The 15,177-nt window shown below is 44.4% G+C and carries 16 protein-coding genes and 1 tRNA gene; 10 read left to right on the top strand and 7 right to left on the bottom strand.

All coding sequences use genetic code 11. From position 1 onward, the window contains the following. Positions 1 to 4 precede the first annotated feature (4 nt). Entirely contained in the window at positions 5 to 1,783 is a 1,779-nt protein-coding gene (locus TM7x_RS03055; protein ID WP_039327739.1) for a GspE/PulE family protein, read from the bottom strand. 60 nt (positions 1,784 to 1,843) lie between these two features. Here TM7x_RS03055 and tsaE point away from each other — a divergent pair, with 60 nt between their 5' ends. From tsaE to TM7x_RS03025, 6 genes are all read left to right on the top strand, one after another. Next, positions 1,844 to 2,302 (top strand): tRNA (adenosine(37)-N6)-threonylcarbamoyltransferase complex ATPase subunit type 1 TsaE, encoded by a 459-nt coding sequence (gene tsaE / locus TM7x_RS03050; RefSeq protein ID WP_138074097.1) that lies wholly within the window; start codon positions 1,844 to 1,846, stop codon positions 2,300 to 2,302. Beyond that, complete coding sequence (gene tsaB / locus TM7x_RS03885; protein ID WP_082001368.1) at positions 2,299 to 2,673, top strand: tRNA (adenosine(37)-N6)-threonylcarbamoyltransferase complex dimerization subunit type 1 TsaB; 375 nt, start codon at positions 2,299 to 2,301, stop codon at positions 2,671 to 2,673. The genes tsaE and tsaB overlap by 4 nt, the downstream gene beginning before the upstream one ends. Positions 2,674 to 2,698: 25 nt before the next feature. Further along, entirely contained in the window at positions 2,699 to 3,511 is an 813-nt protein-coding gene (locus TM7x_RS03040; protein ID WP_039327736.1) for a hypothetical protein, read from the top strand. A 177-nt stretch (positions 3,512 to 3,688) separates the two neighbouring features. Continuing rightward, positions 3,689 to 5,179, top strand: coding sequence for a ribonuclease Y (gene rny / locus TM7x_RS03035; protein ID WP_039327735.1), 1,491 nt, complete (start codon positions 3,689 to 3,691; stop codon positions 5,177 to 5,179). After that, the gene (locus tag TM7x_RS03880) at positions 5,179 to 5,706 is read left to right on the top strand and encodes an NUDIX domain-containing protein (RefSeq protein WP_052198853.1); all 528 of its coding nucleotides are present in this window, start codon (positions 5,179 to 5,181) and stop codon (positions 5,704 to 5,706) included. The genes rny and TM7x_RS03880 overlap by 1 nt, the downstream gene beginning before the upstream one ends. Then, positions 5,706 to 6,341 (top strand): 2,3-bisphosphoglycerate-dependent phosphoglycerate mutase, encoded by a 636-nt coding sequence (locus TM7x_RS03025; RefSeq protein WP_039327732.1) that lies wholly within the window; start codon positions 5,706 to 5,708, stop codon positions 6,339 to 6,341. Before TM7x_RS03880 ends, TM7x_RS03025 begins: the two co-directional genes overlap by 1 nt. On the opposite strand, the gene TM7x_RS04080 is transcribed toward TM7x_RS03025, so the two are convergent. Together TM7x_RS04080 and TM7x_RS03020 are read right to left on the bottom strand one after the other, a co-directional pair. Further along, complete coding sequence (locus TM7x_RS04080) at positions 6,338 to 6,961, bottom strand: phosphotransferase family protein (RefSeq protein WP_138074096.1); 624 nt, start codon at positions 6,959 to 6,961, stop codon at positions 6,338 to 6,340. The two genes, TM7x_RS03025 and TM7x_RS04080, sit on opposite strands and share 4 nt — an antisense overlap. Continuing rightward, a complete protein-coding gene (locus TM7x_RS03020) occupies positions 6,862 to 7,365 on the bottom strand; it encodes a CPBP family intramembrane glutamic endopeptidase (RefSeq protein WP_158386498.1) in 504 nt (167 codons plus the stop codon). Before TM7x_RS03020 ends, TM7x_RS04080 begins: the two co-directional genes overlap by 100 nt. Positions 7,366 to 7,591: 226 nt before the next feature. On the opposite strand from TM7x_RS03020, the gene TM7x_RS03015 reads away from it, so the two are divergent. Next, positions 7,592 to 7,668 (top strand) — tRNA-Pro (locus tag TM7x_RS03015). A 122-nt stretch (positions 7,669 to 7,790) separates the two neighbouring features. Beyond that, positions 7,791 to 8,021 (top strand): hypothetical protein, encoded by a 231-nt coding sequence (locus tag TM7x_RS03010; RefSeq protein WP_039327729.1) that lies wholly within the window; start codon positions 7,791 to 7,793, stop codon positions 8,019 to 8,021. Here TM7x_RS03010 and TM7x_RS03005 read toward each other — a convergent pair. From TM7x_RS03005 to TM7x_RS02995, 3 genes are read right to left on the bottom strand one after another with little or no spacing between them, the layout of a single operon-like run. Then, positions 8,018 to 9,529, bottom strand: coding sequence for a glycosyltransferase family 39 protein (locus tag TM7x_RS03005; protein ID WP_039327728.1), 1,512 nt, complete (start codon positions 9,527 to 9,529; stop codon positions 8,018 to 8,020). The genes TM7x_RS03010 and TM7x_RS03005 overlap by 4 nt on opposite strands. A 4-nt stretch (positions 9,530 to 9,533) precedes the next feature. Beyond that, positions 9,534 to 10,259 carry a type 1 glutamine amidotransferase gene (locus TM7x_RS03000; protein WP_039327726.1) on the bottom strand — a complete coding sequence of 242 codons (726 nt, stop codon included), beginning with the start codon at positions 10,257 to 10,259 and terminating at the stop codon, positions 9,534 to 9,536. Continuing rightward, positions 10,256 to 11,518 (bottom strand): MurT ligase domain-containing protein, encoded by a 1,263-nt coding sequence (locus TM7x_RS02995; protein WP_039327724.1) that lies wholly within the window; start codon positions 11,516 to 11,518, stop codon positions 10,256 to 10,258. Before TM7x_RS02995 ends, TM7x_RS03000 begins: the two co-directional genes overlap by 4 nt. Before the next feature lie 44 nt (positions 11,519 to 11,562). On the opposite strand from TM7x_RS02995, the gene TM7x_RS02990 reads away from it, so the two are divergent. After that, positions 11,563 to 11,937: a hypothetical protein gene (locus tag TM7x_RS02990; protein ID WP_039327722.1), complete on the top strand. Its 375-nt coding sequence runs from the start codon at positions 11,563 to 11,565 to the stop codon at positions 11,935 to 11,937. Beyond that, positions 11,934 to 14,372, top strand: a complete 2,439-nt coding sequence (locus TM7x_RS02985; RefSeq protein WP_052198852.1) for an AAA family ATPase — start codon at positions 11,934 to 11,936, stop codon at positions 14,370 to 14,372. Before TM7x_RS02990 ends, TM7x_RS02985 begins: the two co-directional genes overlap by 4 nt. On the opposite strand, the gene TM7x_RS02980 is transcribed toward TM7x_RS02985, so the two are convergent. After that, a complete protein-coding gene (locus TM7x_RS02980) occupies positions 14,369 to 15,049 on the bottom strand; it encodes a hypothetical protein (RefSeq protein ID WP_138074095.1) in 681 nt (226 codons plus the stop codon). The two genes, TM7x_RS02985 and TM7x_RS02980, sit on opposite strands and share 4 nt — an antisense overlap. Positions 15,050 to 15,177: the final 128 nt, after the last annotated feature.

Raw genomic sequence — 15,177 nt, 5'->3', positions numbered from 1 at the left:
GATGCTACTCCCTTGTTGCCCTCAATACTTCTTCAGTTGTTGTGATTCCGCGCAGTGATTTAATGAGGCCGTCCATCTGCATAGTTACCATGCCTTCAGAAATTGCTTGATCCTGGATGTCGTTACTGGTGGCATTGGCGGTAATCATTTTTTGAATAGGGATAGAAATGCCGAGAACCTCGTAAATACCAACACGTCCTTTAAAGCCGTTATGTCCACATTCGTCACAGCCTTCAGGGTTTGGCTTCCATAGCCGGGCGATTGTTTGCTCGGTTGAGCCCATTGGTGTGTCGCCACCAATTTTGTCATCAAAAGCCTGCTGCTCTAAGTCATGAATTTTTTTAATTGACTTGGTGTCAATATTAAACATCTCGGTGATGTATTTCAATTCTTCTTGGTTTGGTGTATATTCCTGACGGCAGTTCATGCAGAGCCTTCGTACTAATCGCTGACCAATCACCGCCTTGACTGTCGAAGCGATCAAGAAGGGTTCAATTCCCATGTCCAGCAGACGCGGCAAACAGGTTGCTGCATTGTTGGTGTGCAGGGTGGAAAACACCAAGTGTCCAGTCAGCGCCGCCTGCACGCCTAAGTTGGCGGTTTCGCCGTCACGGATCTCTCCAACCATGATGATGTTCGGGTCTTGGCGGAGCAATGCGCGTAGTCCTGAAGCAAAGGTCATGCCGGCTTTGGCGTTGGTCTGAGTTTGGTTGACGCCAGGGATTTTGTATTCAACTGGGTCTTCAATTGTCGAAATATTAACATCTGGCGTATTAAGCTCCGACAACACACTAAACAGAGAAGTCGATTTTCCTGAACCAGTCGGCCCAGTCACTAGAATCATACCGTTTGGTTGCGCCATGGCGTCTTTTACAGTAGCAAGCGATAGTCCCCAGTAGCCAAGTTTGTCGAGCGAAATTGCCTGGTTTGACTCGTCCAGAATACGCATCACCACTTTCTCGCCATCGGTGATTGGTAATGTTGAAACACGAAAGGCATATTGTTTTGAAGAAAGTTTTATCTTAAAGCGTCCGTCTTGAGGTACGCGGCGTTCGTCGATTTTTAGATTAGATAAGATTTTGATACGACTAACTAAAGCTCCATGGACGTTGCGTGGCAGCTTATTAACTTCTTTTAGAACGCCATCAATTCGGTAGCGGACCTGGACGTAATCTTCGCGCGGCTCAATATGGATATCAGAAGCATTGGATTTAATGGCGTACTCTAGCAGTAGGTTAACAGTCTGGGCAATTGGTGAGTTTTCCGCAAAATCGTCCTGACTGACATTTTGATCGTCAGCCGAAGCATCTTTTTGTACGGCAATAACTTCGTCTAGCTCAGCATCGATATTTCCTCGATAGTTATCTAAGCAGTCTAAGATATTGCTTCTTGTCGCCAGAAAAACTTTAGTATTGTAGCCAATTTCTTTTTGGATGAAGTTTAGCGCCTGAACGTCGTCTGGGTCCTCCATAGCCAGAGACAGACTCTCATCATCATTTTTTTCGAAGAGTACAACATTATACTGGCGTGCGATATGTTCAGGAATCCGCTTTAATACTTCTTCGGGAATATCTTTTGGTTCGATTCTAACGAAAGGTACGCCGATATAGTCACTAATTAGCTTTGTCAGGTCCTCTTCGGATAGAACCTTTTGTTCAATAATGGCTTCTTGCAATGTTTGTTTTGATCGTTCAGCGAGCAGCTTTAAATCGGCAAGCTGCGATTCATCGATAGTCCCACCTTCTTTCAGAATGCTTTCAATTGTTTGATCTGAAATGCGCATAATTCTTATGATTATTGTACTACCGTCGCTAAAAAAAAGCCAGCATAGTATAATAGAAGGGTGGAAATTGATAGTGATGAGAAGATGCAGCGATTAGGTATGGCAATTGGCCGGGCGGTTTCTGGCGGCGAAGTGTTGGAGTTGGTTGGTGATATTGGCGCGGGGAAGACGACGCTGACAAAGGGAATTGCTAAGGCTTTAGATATCAATGAGCCCGTCCAGAGTCCAACTTTTACGATTTCTCGAGTATATGATTCACCGAGGGGGCTGCGTTTGGCACACTATGATTTTTATCGATTAGGTGAAGCTGGCATTATGGGCGATGAGATTCGCGAAGCTGTAGACAATGATTCGGTGGTGGTCGTTGAGTGGGCGGGTGCAGTTGATGGTGACTTGCCGGAAGATCGTTTGGCTATAAAAATTACAGCAGCTAGTGAGGAGGAGCGGCTGGTAGAATTTCATCCCGGTGGTAAAAAGTCGACTGAACTTTGGCAGAAGATAAAGGAGAATTTGGTATGATAATCTTATTAGACACCTCGACGGCAACTTGTTTTTTGACGGTGGTTGAAGGTGAGGCTTGTCAGGATTTTGAGTGGCAAGCAGGGCGGATGTTGGCGCGCGGCTTATTGAAATTTTTGGAAGAAAAAACCGGCGATTTGCATGATATCAGTGGTATCGGCGTAATGAAGGGGCCGGGCAGTTTTACTGGGCTAAGAATCGGTCTGACGGTTGCAAACACGCTGGCGGATAATCTGAATATACCAATTGTCGGAGCTGTGGGTGAAGACTGGCGCGAGATGGCGCTTAAAAAACTGCGCGCTGGTGAAAATGAGAAAATAGTTATGCCAGAGTATGGCGCTGTCGCTCATATTACCGCGCCGCGAAAATGATCATACTTATGCTATAATTTGCAGCATGACAGAGCACGCCATAAAACCAAAACAACCGATAAAACGTAGGAAGAAGACCGCAAAAGCCGCGAAAGTCGATATGCCTCAGCCAAACAGCGCGGCGGAGGCGGCTATTTTTGTTGGCAGTTTGGGGATGGTGTTGTATGCGATTTTTGTATTTGTAATGTCGTTGGTCGCTGTAGCGTTCAACGACACTGGCGCTAAAGGCGTAGAATTAATTAGTTTTGCGATATTCTTGTTTGGGGTTAATATTTTAGCTCAGAGTATTCTTGTCTCCAAAGAGATACACCGGGTTGATTGTTATGGTCAAAGGATTATTGCTATATATATGACAATTGCTCCGCTTCTAGTCAGTGTGGTGTTAATGCCGATTGTGTTATTTTATAACTCTAGCGATTGTAAATACGATGAAGCATCAGATGTAGTCTGCGGTATTTTACGCGAGGTGCATTATATAGCGAATATGCAATATGTGTTTGTTATTGTATCGATAGTTGGATCTGCTTACTTATGGTTTTTACTAAAGCGTAAAGACAAATTATTCTGGATATATGACGAGGCCTCAAAAAATAAAATTGCCAGTGAAAAAATAATAGAGCGATCAAAAAGTTTTCGCAGAATTGGCATCATGCTCATGACTATACCAGTGGTGCTTTACGCGACTAAAATAATTGTGACCATATTTGGCGGCTATAACGGCATAGAGGGAAATTTGCTTCAGGCTACTGTACTCTGGGTGATTGATTATTTCTTTGCTTCTATGATTTGGATGCTGTTTATTATTGCTGGAATTATATTTTTCATAAAAAGCAAGTAGCCGTTCGGTGATTTTTCTGCCAACTTTCCGTGCGAAAACTTCTAAAACCGTGTATAATTAAATTACGGCGTTTTGTAAGTTTTGATTCGCCAGATTTAGATAGTTTGAAATTGATTGGCTGTTGATATATTTCCTTGAGGCGAACACTTAAGGGCGGCTGATCGGAAAGGAATGATAATGATAGAAGTAGTTATTGCCGCGGCTGTTGGGGCTGGTACGGGTGTTGCTGGTCTTGTAGGATATCAACGAACGCGCCAAATTAATGGCAAAAATCAAATTGAGCGTGATTTGGCTGACGCCAAGACGAAGGCTAGTGATATTGTCTTAAAAGCCAAAGACGAGGCGCTGAAAATTGAGAATGAGCGCCGTAAAGAGTGGCAAAAAACCGAGAATCGTTTGGCGGATCGCGAGAGAACGCTTGACAATAAACTAGAGGAATTGGATCGTCGAGCAGAGAAGTTACGGACACACGAAGATGAGGTTGATAACCTTAAAAATGAGATTCGTGATATCCGTACGCGTCAGCAGGAGAAGCTTGAAAAAATTGCTGGACTGAAAAAGAAAGACGCAGCCGACAAGCTGATGCAGATGACTGAGCGTGATATTAAGCAGGATTTGGCTGGTTTGGTGTCAAAATTGCAACATGATGCAATGGATGACGCCGAAGAGCGGGCGCAGATGATTTTGGTGACAGCAATGGAGCGGATGAGCAGCGAAGTGACAGCCGAGCGCACAGTTACTGCGGTTAAGTTGACTGATGATGAGATGAAAGGTCGAATTATCGGTAAGGAAGGCCGCAACATTCAGGCCTTGCAGCGTGAAACTGGTGTTGATATTTTAGTGGATGATACGCCAGGTATGATAGTGTTGTCGAGCTTTGATCCAGTTCGTCGACAGGTGGCTCGTTTGAGTTTGGAGATGTTAATGAAGGACGGGCGCATTCATCCAGCGCGCATTGAGGAAGTTGTCGCTAAGGCTAAAAAGCAAATTGATAAAGAGGTCAGGCAGGCTGGTGAAGATGCTATGCGCGAGACTGGCGTGGTCGGTATTCCAAAGGAAATGTTGTTGCTGCTTGGTGAACTGAAGTTTCGTACTAGCTTTGGCCAGAACGTTCTGAAGCACTCAACGGAGATGGCGCAAATTGCTGGTATGATTGCTGAGGAAATTGGTGCGGATGTGCGTATTACAAAAATTGCTACGCTGTTGCATGACGTTGGCAAGGCGGTGACTCATAAAATTGAGGGCAAGCATCATCACATTGGCGCGGAATTAGCGCGGAAATATGGCATGGATGAGCGGATCGTGCACGCGATTGAGGCGCACCATGATGATATCGAGGCAACTACACCAGAGGCGATTATCGTTAGGGTTTGTGACGCAGCTTCAGCCGCCCGTCCGGGTGCCCGCAACGTTTCGGCTGAGAACTTTGCTGAGCGAATGCGTGATTTGGAGAATGTGGCGACTAGCTTTGAAGGAATCGATAAAGCCTACGCAATTTCGGCTGGACGTGAAGTTCGAGTGATCGTCAAGCCGCAGTCAATTGATGATTTGTCGGCAATTAAATTGGCCCGAGATATTGCCACGAAGATTGAGTCGACCATGCAGTATCCTGGCACAATCAAGGTTAATGTCATTCGCGAAACGCGAGCAATTGAGTTTGCAAAATAATGAAATTTACTGACGAGCAGCGGCGAACTTGGTTGGCTAGTTTAGATAAGCGTTTTTCTAGTGCGGCGGTGTTAATAGAAAATGAGCAGGGCGAATTATTAATCGTCAAATCTGACTATAAAGATCACTGGTCGCTACCTGGCGGAATTGTTGATCCTGGAGAATCTCCGCTGGAGGCGGCAGTGCGTGAAGTCGAGGAGGAGGTGGGTATTAAAATTGATCCCGAAAACCTACAGTTAGCCATGGTAGCATCGCGTCATTCTGATGAGTTTTTGACAAATCAGTTTGTATTTTTTACGCAATTGGAAAATAATGTCTTGTCTGAAATAAAACTGCAAGAGTCAGAAATTGTATCTAGTGAGTTTATTTCTAAGAGTGAAATTGACTCTAATGACAGGTCATTATTATGGGCAATTCGCTTTTGGGCGGCTGATAAATTCGGTTACGTAAATACGAAAATAGTTGATGATAATGGTGTAAAAAATGAGCGAATAGAGTTTTTCGCGCCGACACTGGGAGGAAAATAATGGGATTATTAGTTATCTGTCGACACGGTGAGAGTGAATGGAATCTACTAGGCAAGTGGACGGGCTGGACTGACGTGGGGTTAACGGAAAAAGGGTGGGCTGACTCGGTACGTATGGGTTCGCTAATCAAGAACATTAGGTTTGACGAGGCCTACACATCAGCGCTCAAGCGGACACACCAGACACTGGACGCTCTGCTTGAGGGGTGCGGTATGGGAAGTTTACCGACAACGCAGGCAGCCGAGCTGAACGAGCGTGATTATGGGGATTTGACTGGTAAAAATAAGTGGCAAGTGAAGGACGAGATTGGCGAGAAAGCATTTAATGGAATTAGGCGCGGTTGGGATTATCCGGTGCCAGGCGGCGAAACATTAAAAGACGTTTACGCGCGAGTGGTTCCGTATTTTGAGCGAGAGATTTTACCGAAACTACAGGCGGGCGAGAATATTTTATTAGTAGCACATGGAAATTCCATTCGGGCGTTAATCAAACATCTTGACCAAATTCCAGAGTCAGAAATGGAACATGTAGAAATGTCGTTTGGTCAATCATTGCTTTACACATTTGAAGCTGGTAATAATCTACCAACTAAAAAAGAAATTCTATCGGTAAATATTGATCCGGTAAACGCTTAGCCATTTATGTATATTTCGTAGGCGCTGAGAGCTGACAAGAATTGCTGAAATCTAGTCGTGTCATTGCCGTGATGTGGCCAGGTTGCATGATTCAACCAAAACCCCATTAGCATGAGGCAGTAGTCTAAGTTTATTATGTTTTGATAAGGGGAGATATCATGGTGGCTTTTATGTAGGTCAATTAGCAGGCTGGTAATATCACTACCCGATTCACCCAACCCAGACCAGCTCCAATCAACTAATCTAGTACCGTAATTAGGATGCCAAGCCATGTTTGATTGTCGGATATCATGGTGACAAAAAACTAATGAGTTCGTTTTAGGAGTCTGGCTGCCTATTTGGCGTAGCGAGGCTAGGTCTCTTAATAATGATTGAGCGGCTGCTTGGCTGCGGGGTGTTAATCTATCTAAAAAACTTGGTGCTAATTTATGTAATTTATCTATTTTTTGATTATCAATTGACTGCCAACCTTCTTTTATAAAACTATCACGCGACGGTTTAATGTCGAAAGCGTCAGCTGCTAATCGATAATCCCCAAAGCGATCGTCATCACACCAAGTACCACGTGGCTTATCGTTACGCCGATGAGGTTTGATGAGCACTGGTACGCTCGGTACCATAAAAGGCCGACGATGCTCATGACAACAACAGTGAGCATATCGCCGTAGATGATATGTGCGTAACCGAAAAGGGCGGCTGCTACGCCAAGCTCCAGTACCCGGTGTAGCCGTAGTTCTTGCAGCATACGGCTGAGGATGCCGCGAAATAACAGTTCTTGTGCCGGGCACGAGATGAAAATATAAAATACATAGAACCCTATTCCTTCGGTTGGTGAGAATCGAGGTTTTTCGAGGAGTAGAAATAGCCCGGCTGCGATAATGAGAGCTATAGTTATCGGTAGCACGGTTCTGAGTGAATAGATGGTATGTTGCCGCGTAATACCGATGTCACTATGCGTATTGCCGAGAATTCGCATCACTATGTACATCGCTACTGCACCGACGACGAGTGTCGCGAACTTCATATTCCAGGGAATGACACCGGTACAAATGAGAATGGGCAACATGAGATATACGCATACAATGGCGTAGAGATATATCATTTGTCGGAGGTGAGTTGTGCGGGTAGAGTGATTAGTATTGGCCATAATTATGAGGGTATGTCTATATATTAACTCAAATCACTAATTATTGCTGTATTTAATGTGTAAAGTGTGATAGAATAGTGATGTAAGTGTCGAGATCATCTTTCGGGGTGTGGCGCAGTTGGCTAGCGCGCGCGGTTTGGGACCGTGAGGTCGAAGGTTCGAGTCCTTTCACCCCGACCAACTCAATGATCATTCGAAGTATTAAAATAGCTGAAAGTTTGGTCGGCTATTTTATTTTTTTAAGTTATCTATTATTATATACAGTATCATGAGTGTCGAATACAACCCATCGCAGAAGAGTAGTGGAGATACCCCCCGAAGACGATGATTACCTTCCTCCATATTCGGAGATATTTCAGCCGGGATTGCCTGGATCGCGCACGGTTATAGGCGTGGCGCAAATGACTTATTATCCACGGACACCAGATTTTGAGGCCGCCATGCTGGAGCATCTTCCGTACTTAGATGAATTTACTCCAGATACATTGAAAGAGTTGCTCGGTCTTGATGATAGCAGTGATAAAGAGAATTAAAGCTTATTCACATATAGTCCAATAATCAAGTCGCCGTCATGGTATTCCTGTTGTAATTGCCAATGTGGCGGCACTTGCTTCTTATATTCATTATAAGTTTTTGTGCGTAGAATTAACCAAATTCGCGGGCTCTTTACTTCATTTAATGAAGCTATTTCTGGGGTATTGAGCTTTTTTATTAGCCCCCACTCGCCAGCCCAATTGAGTTCTTGGTCTGGACGCAGCAGGACAATTTCTTTATTGGTTTTATTATAATAAGATGTGTGAAAGTAGGTGTAAATTTCACCGGAGATAATAGAGTCATTGCTTTTTATATTCTTATTTATATGATTCATGGCAGTTTCTGTGTTGTTCCAAGATGCTTCTGTTATATTTTTACTGCCGGTATGCCGCATATAGCAGCCAATTAGCAGTATGAAAATAATAGATAAACCGACACTACGAATTCTTTTACTCGAAAAAATAATTCCTATGTAGATGGCTATCAGACTATAGAATGCCGGCGCTGAGTAGGTGAAGTAGCGATCTAAGTAAACAGGGCGACCTTTGCTCAGCACGTAAATTATAATCATTGACAAGAACGACCAAATTGTCATGAGCCATATTGCTGCTCGGTATTTATGAAATTTTTTAGCTAAGGTTAATGATGCGATAAGCATTATTGGCAATAACAGCAAGCCAAAGTAGCGGACTATCCTCTCATCGTAAGTTAAGAACATGGACAGGGTTGTTGGTATGGTAAATTTATTAACTTCTGGTATCCAAAACTCGCCGCTAACTCTACTGACTTGGGAGATCATTACTGGCAGCCAAGGTAAGAATAATAAAAAGCATAGCCCGGCTGCCAGCCAGATATTTTTATTAGTAAAAATTTTTATGACATCAGTGCGGTTTCCATCAATTTTTAGCCATAAATAGACGAAGTGAGCTGGAAGCAGCAGTGCCAGGAAGTACTGTGTGTAAATGCCAATTGCCACTAAAAATCCGTATAATATCCACCAGGGTTTTTTGTCTTTTCTCTCGACCGCCATAATAAATGCATAGGTGGCTGCTACGCCAATCAGCGCCGCTAAAGCATACATCCTCGCCTCATCGCTATAGCGGATCAGGAATGGTCCTAAAGCTGCTAAAAAAGCTCCAAATATAGCGATTCTTTTAGAGAATAGCTTTTGCAGTAAGAGAAATAGCATGGCGACTGTCATGGCGCCACATACGACACTAAAGCTTCTGAGCGCAGTGACTGAACTGCCAAAAAGCAATTGCCAAAAATGCATGATAATGTAATAAAATGGTGGATGTACGTCCGTGGTTGTCGTGGAGATAATGTCAATCAAGGGCTGATTGATAATGGTAGCAGTATAGCCCTCATCGTGCCAAATATCAGCCTTGGTTAATTGGGTAGTGCGAGCGCTAATAGCTAAAATTAATATGGGAATTAGCCAGACCCAGCTGGGTATTTTATGAAGAAATGCATATAAATTCTTAAGATTTGCGCATATATTTTTCATTACACTATCTGGGAAGTTTTAGGGATATTTCACGTGCCTTGTGGGCTATCTCATCGTCAATATTATCTACTCCAAAGTCTATGCTGATATCGCGTCGTCTTAGGACTTCATTGATTAGAAAATCAGCAATTTGTGGGTTTTTCGGTAGGATTGGGCCGTGGAGATATGTGGCTATAACATTGTTATACCGAACGCCTTCATTCGTATCAATCATATTATTACCAGCACCCTTAATCACTTGCCCTAGCGGCGTGACAGTTTTATCAAGGAAGGTCTGCCCACTATGATTTTCGTATCCGATAATCTCGCCAAATTCTTGGCTCTTGATAATAATATTGCCAATCATTCGTTCCTCGCCAGCAATTGTTTCAATCGGTAAAATATTAGCGCCAACAATCTCTTCGCCCTTAAGTGTGCGGAAAAAGCGGCCGAAGAGCTGATACATACCACAAATCATTAGCATCGGCACGCCGTCGTTTGCTAATTGTTGGAGCTCGTCTGCTCGTTTCAAAAGGTCGTTTTGGATAATCGTCTGGCCAGAGTCTTGACCGCCACCACCGACGAAAATATCAATCTTAGAAAAGTCTGTTGAATCGCCTGGATTGTGGTCGATAATTTCGACTTCAAAACCGCGCCACTCTAGGCGTTTTTTTAGGACCAGCGTGTTACCCCAGTCGCCGTATAAATTCATGTCTCGTGGATAAAGTTGTGCAATTGTTATTTTTGTCATAATATTTCCTCTACGTCGGTTTTTTCGCTAAGCAGGCGTCGAATTGCAGTCATGGCGGTATAGCTACAGAATATTTGCTTTGGTTCTTCTGGGCGGTCGTTGATAAAATCATCTAACGCCCGCGTAATATCGGTGTCAATTTTTTCAATCGCAACTTCGTCATATTGAAGACGCAGCGCCATGTCATAAGCGCGCACCCCACTAATCATGGCTACCTTTTTCAGAGCCGAAAAGTCAACATCCCAAAACCAACTAACATCTCGCCCGTCTGCGTAATTGTCATTAACCGCGATCATCGTCGCGCTGCTATTTTTGGCAAATGACAAAAGCGCCAGTCGAAAACCGCTTGGATTTTTAACGAGAATAAGTTCAATTGGAGTGCCGTTTAGGAAAATTGTTTCACCGCGACCAAAGGCTGGCTTAATATTTTCGAGCGCTGACAATATGGTGTCTGTAACTTCCGGTCCGGTAATTTGTCGCGCCAGGGCTGTAGCTGCTGCGGCATTAAGTAAATTATAAACGCCGGTAAGCTTTAAATTGACAGCAGTTTCTTTGTTGTCAATCTGTAGAGTCGCCTCCTGGCCGCTAATCTTTTTTAATAAAACATCGACGTTTACGCTTTGGTTAGCAATTGCTGCACCGTATTTTAAGTTGTCGTCGGTCGGCATTAATTTAAGTAGCTCGTCGGTTGTGCCGAAGAATACTTTTTTAGCCTGAATGTTTTTACTAATCTTAAAAATCCGTGGATCGTCGCGATTAAGAACAACAGTATCGGTAGTTGCTTCGGCTATTTTCTGAAGCAGCGACGCTGTATTATCAATCTCTCCAAATCTATCTAGCTGATCGCGCATCACATTTAATAATAGCGAGAATCGTGGGCGAACCATTTGCACAAATTTCACCGCCCAGGCCTCGTCAAGTTCCAGGACTGCAATATCGGCTTCCAGTTTACCACGGAGGTTGACTTCGTCCAGCAGCGCAGCTGCTACGCCTCGGGAAAAATTACTGCCAGTCCGATTCGTAAAAACCCTTAATCCAACTGACTCGAGCAATTCCACGACGATTTTTGTGGTTGTTGTTTTTCCGTTAGTGCCGCTGATAATTACCACGCCTTGTGGTAGGTCTTTCAGTGTGCGCTGGATGAACTTTGGGTCAATTTTCTCAATCACTAAGCCTGGCAGAGCTGAACCGCCGCCGCGTAATCTTGCAACCTTCTTGACCCCTTTGCCAATTATAGTACTGATCATCTGTCTTGCCATATAATCCATTATACTCTGCTGGGCTAATATGCTACAATATCAATATGTTTTTGGTGGGGATCTTTCAGTGGTGGTATGGCAGTGGATTATTGCAACACATTCAGCAAGGTTTTTTGGGGGTTTTGCGAACGGCAGACTTTTTTTCGGTCGGATTGTTATTAAAAACGTTATTTAATCCGTTTCGTCAGATTTCAGCGTCTCCAGTTGGCGGTGCTGCGCCAGTTCAGTTGTCGGCATTTTTCGATAAGTTATTTTCACGCGTGGTTGGCATGGTGGTACGCTCTGTAGTGATAATTGTCGGAATATTGATGATATTACTGAGGGTTTTGTGGATGATTCTGGGAATTATTCTGTGGCTGATCTTGCCGCTATTGCCGTTTGTGGGAATTGTGCTGTGGCAAATGGGGGTTTCGCTATGAATGTGCAGCCAAAATTTAATTACGATAGTTTGAGGTCCCAAAAGGCAAGGTTTTCAGTTAGATTCGGCAATGCTTGGCACGTTGTGGTAATAGCAATTGGTATCATGATAGTGGTGCTTGGGGTGTGGATGCTGATTGAACACGGATCGGTCGGCTGGCTGATGCTGGGTCTAAGCGGTCCGATGGTTATGCTGTCTATTTGGTGGGAGAAAGATTTGAAGACGGCGGAGATTAATAAGAATCCGCAGACTATTGATGATGTGATGGCGGCTGACGTTTTGGGGAAGTTGCCACGCCGACCAACACCAACTGATATTGCTGAAGCGATTACGGGCACTCGAGCTGGACAGTTTTTAGCCTTGCGCCTGGGTTTAACGCCAAACTTTTTACATAATATTTCCGTTGACAATCCAGACCAAACCGAGCAGGTCTGGAAAGCGGCAATTGAGATTTGGCAGAGCACTAAAAGTCCGAAGATTACCAGTGCGGTTTTAGCCGCGGCTATAGTAAAACAGTTGCCGCAGCATGATTCGTTGCTGGCAAATATGAAAATTGATTTTCAGGATATCGAAGAGACTATCAAGTGGTACGAGCGTATAAAGGCATTAATTGAAGAGCATAACAAAAAACCGTTACGGACTGGCGGAATTGCCAGAGATTGGTCGTTCGGTTATACTCCGCTGCTGAGCCGCTTTGCGCAGAATATTAGCGCTAACATTTCCGGTCAGATGCTTACTACAAAGTTGGCGGCGCATGAAAGTGCGCTTGAGCAAATGATGAAAATATTTAGCTCAGGTGGTCGTCAGAACATTGCGTTAATTGGTGCTGATGGCGCTGGGAAAAGTACGGTAGTTTCGGCGTTTGCAGAGATGTTGATTGATGGACATCAGGGCGTTCCTGGGTCGTTGATGTATCAGCAAGTTTTTATACTTGACTCTTCATCTTTGGTTAGCGTAGCGTCGGGTCGCGGTGAATTGGAAAATCTGGTAACAATGATCTTAAATGAGGCGTTTTTATCAAAGAATGTTATTTTATGCCTGGATAATGCACAGCTATTTTTTGAAGAGGGCGTTGGTTCTGTTGATTTGAGTAATGTACTACTGCCAATTCTAGAAGCTGGCAGATTGAGGATGATTTTGACAATGGACGAGCAGCGTTTCTTGCAAATTTCTCAGACTAAACCGCAGCTAGCTCACGCCTTAAATACCATCGCTATTCAGCCGTCTAGTGAATCGGAAACTATGAAAATTATGCGTGATCAACTGGTGCTGTTTGAGGCACAACATAAAGTTAGGTATATGTATCAAGCTTTGGCGGAGGCTTACCGAGTGGGCGATCGATATGTTCAGGACTTGGTAATGCCGGGTAAGGCTCTAAAAATTTTAGAGGCAGCGGCAAGCTATGCTAGTGATGGGCTGGTGACGGCACAATCAGTGGATGACGCTATTGAGAAGACACTCGGTATAAAGATTTCCGTGGCATCGCTAAGTGACGAGAGGGAAAAGCTGCTGAATTTGGAATCTCTGATTCACCAGCGCATGATTAATCAGTCGCGGGCGGTTACGGTTGTTTCCGATGCTATTCGTCGGGCGCGTACTGGCGTTAGGAACCAAAATCGCCCAATTGGCGCTTTCCTGTTCCTCGGTCCGACTGGTGTTGGTAAGACTGAATTATCCAAAGCTTTGGCGGATGTTTATTTTGGCGGCGAAGGTAGTATGATTCGCTTAGATTTAAACGAGTTTGTCCGCCCAGATGATGTAGCGCGGCTGATTGCCGATGGGGCGCGCGACTCAGGTAGCTTGACGGCTCAGGTGCAAAAAAAGCCGTTTTCAGTGGTGCTACTGGATGAGATTGAAAAAGCTCATCCGCAGGTGTTGACGACTTTACTGCAGCTATTGGACGAGGGTATCCTGCGTGATGAAAATAACCGGGAAATTAGTTTTCGCGATACGATTGTCATTGCTACGTCAAACGCTGGAGCGGATAGAATTCGTGAATATATCGAGCGTGGTTATCAGCTGGAGCAATTTGAGCAAACGTTTATTGATGAGTTAATCAACGCTAACCTATTCCGACCAGAGTTTTTGAACCGTTTTGATGAAATTGTTTTGTTCCGGCCGCTAGGCAAGGAGGAGCTATTGCAGGTCGTCGATTTGATTTTGGCTGGTGTTAATAAAACTTTGGCACCGCAAAAAATTCAAGTTGCAGTTGAAGAGGAAGGTAAGAAGCTATTGGTTGAAGCTGGCTACGATCCGCGCCTGGGCGCCCGTCCGATGCGTCGCGTTGTCCAACGAGCGGTTGAGAATACTGTCGCTAAGCAAATGCTAGCTGGTACAATTGCGCCTGGATCAACTACAATTATTACCGCTGAGCAAATTCGTCAGATTTTAAGTAGCCAAACTCCTCAAGCTCCAGTGATTCCATCGGCCAATTAATTAAGCCTCTCGACAATAGATTTAGCCAACTCCCTATTAGATGGCGCCACTGCCGCCACAGCTACCGCGCCAACGCCTCTTACAAACGCGCGAGCCTTAGATTTGAAGCGTTCTTTGGCTGTCATATTTGGATTTGAAGTGTCAATCTTTGGTGATTCAGACAAAAACGCCAACCGCACAGCTCTTGCGCCCAGTGCTAGACTCCTCTTTGTATCGCCAGCCAACGCTTCAGCGAAGCCTGTACGAGCAGTAAAGTTAATGTCATATTGGTCAATCTTGCGGTTCTTGTCTGCAGCATGCTCGCGAGACTCTTCAATATAGCGCAGACCTTTGCTTAGATTTTCTGCTGCCCGTTGAGAGTTTTCCTGATTATCATAAGAAGGGTCTGTTACGATATGCTGTAGCTGCAGGGTTCCGAGCGTTGCGACGCTCGCACCCAGTTCACGTAGCGTACTGCGATTCTCTCCTTCTTCGACCAAAGCTTCATGTTGCTCCACTGCTTCAGTGGCCCATTTTTCGGATTCATCGTAGTCGCCTTGATGGCGGTAGGCGGCACTTAAATCACGGGCAGCACGGGCTTGTTCGGATAAGTTTGGTGTTAAATTATAGGCCGGGGAGGCTAATATCGCCGCTTGTCCGAATTTTTTCTCGCGTATTGCTTTTATAACTGCTTCCATTGCGCTATGGAAATCATTTGCGGGTCTTTGTTTGCCGGTCTCCATAGTGCTCACATTTATACCACTATTTAATATAAAAAGTAAGCAATTTATAGATATAATTAAAACCCGTCACAATAACGGGCTAA

This window comes from Candidatus Nanosynbacter lyticus (assembly GCF_000803625.1).
Taxonomy (GTDB): Bacteria; Patescibacteriota; Saccharimonadia; order Saccharimonadales; family Saccharimonadaceae; genus Nanosynbacter; species Nanosynbacter lyticus.
Note: the sequence above shows the minus strand (reverse complement) of the source record. Positions and strands in the feature narration are given on the sequence as shown.

What these genes read in the sequence shown, in the direction of transcription:
- TM7x_RS03005 (WP_039327728.1), bottom strand. Translation starts at nt 9,529, where the DNA reads ATGAAAAATATATGCGCAAATCTTAAGAATTTATATGCATTTCTTCAT.
- TM7x_RS04080 (WP_138074096.1), bottom strand. Translation starts at nt 6,961, where the DNA reads ATGGTACCGAGCGTACCAGTGCTCATCAAACCTCATCGGCGTAACGAT.
- TM7x_RS03055 (WP_039327739.1), bottom strand. Translation starts at nt 1,783, where the DNA reads ATGCGCATTTCAGATCAAACAATTGAAAGCATTCTGAAAGAAGGTGGG.
- TM7x_RS03040 (WP_039327736.1), top strand. Translation starts at nt 2,699, where the DNA reads ATGACAGAGCACGCCATAAAACCAAAACAACCGATAAAACGTAGGAAG.
- TM7x_RS02995 (WP_039327724.1), bottom strand. Translation starts at nt 11,518, where the DNA reads ATGGCAAGACAGATGATCAGTACTATAATTGGCAAAGGGGTCAAGAAG.
- tsaB (WP_082001368.1), top strand. Translation starts at nt 2,299, where the DNA reads ATGATAATCTTATTAGACACCTCGACGGCAACTTGTTTTTTGACGGTG.
- TM7x_RS02990 (WP_039327722.1), top strand. Translation starts at nt 11,563, where the DNA reads ATGTTTTTGGTGGGGATCTTTCAGTGGTGGTATGGCAGTGGATTATTG.
- rny (WP_039327735.1), top strand. Translation starts at nt 3,689, where the DNA reads ATGATAGAAGTAGTTATTGCCGCGGCTGTTGGGGCTGGTACGGGTGTT.
- TM7x_RS03020 (WP_158386498.1), bottom strand. Translation starts at nt 7,365, where the DNA reads ATGAAGTTCGCGACACTCGTCGTCGGTGCAGTAGCGATGTACATAGTG.
- TM7x_RS02985 (WP_052198852.1), top strand. Translation starts at nt 11,934, where the DNA reads ATGAATGTGCAGCCAAAATTTAATTACGATAGTTTGAGGTCCCAAAAG.
- TM7x_RS03000 (WP_039327726.1), bottom strand. Translation starts at nt 10,259, where the DNA reads ATGACAAAAATAACAATTGCACAACTTTATCCACGAGACATGAATTTA.
- TM7x_RS03880 (WP_052198853.1), top strand. Translation starts at nt 5,179, where the DNA reads ATGAAATTTACTGACGAGCAGCGGCGAACTTGGTTGGCTAGTTTAGAT.
- TM7x_RS03025 (WP_039327732.1), top strand. Translation starts at nt 5,706, where the DNA reads ATGGGATTATTAGTTATCTGTCGACACGGTGAGAGTGAATGGAATCTA.
- TM7x_RS02980 (WP_138074095.1), bottom strand. Translation starts at nt 15,049, where the DNA reads ATGGAAGCAGTTATAAAAGCAATACGCGAGAAAAAATTCGGACAAGCG.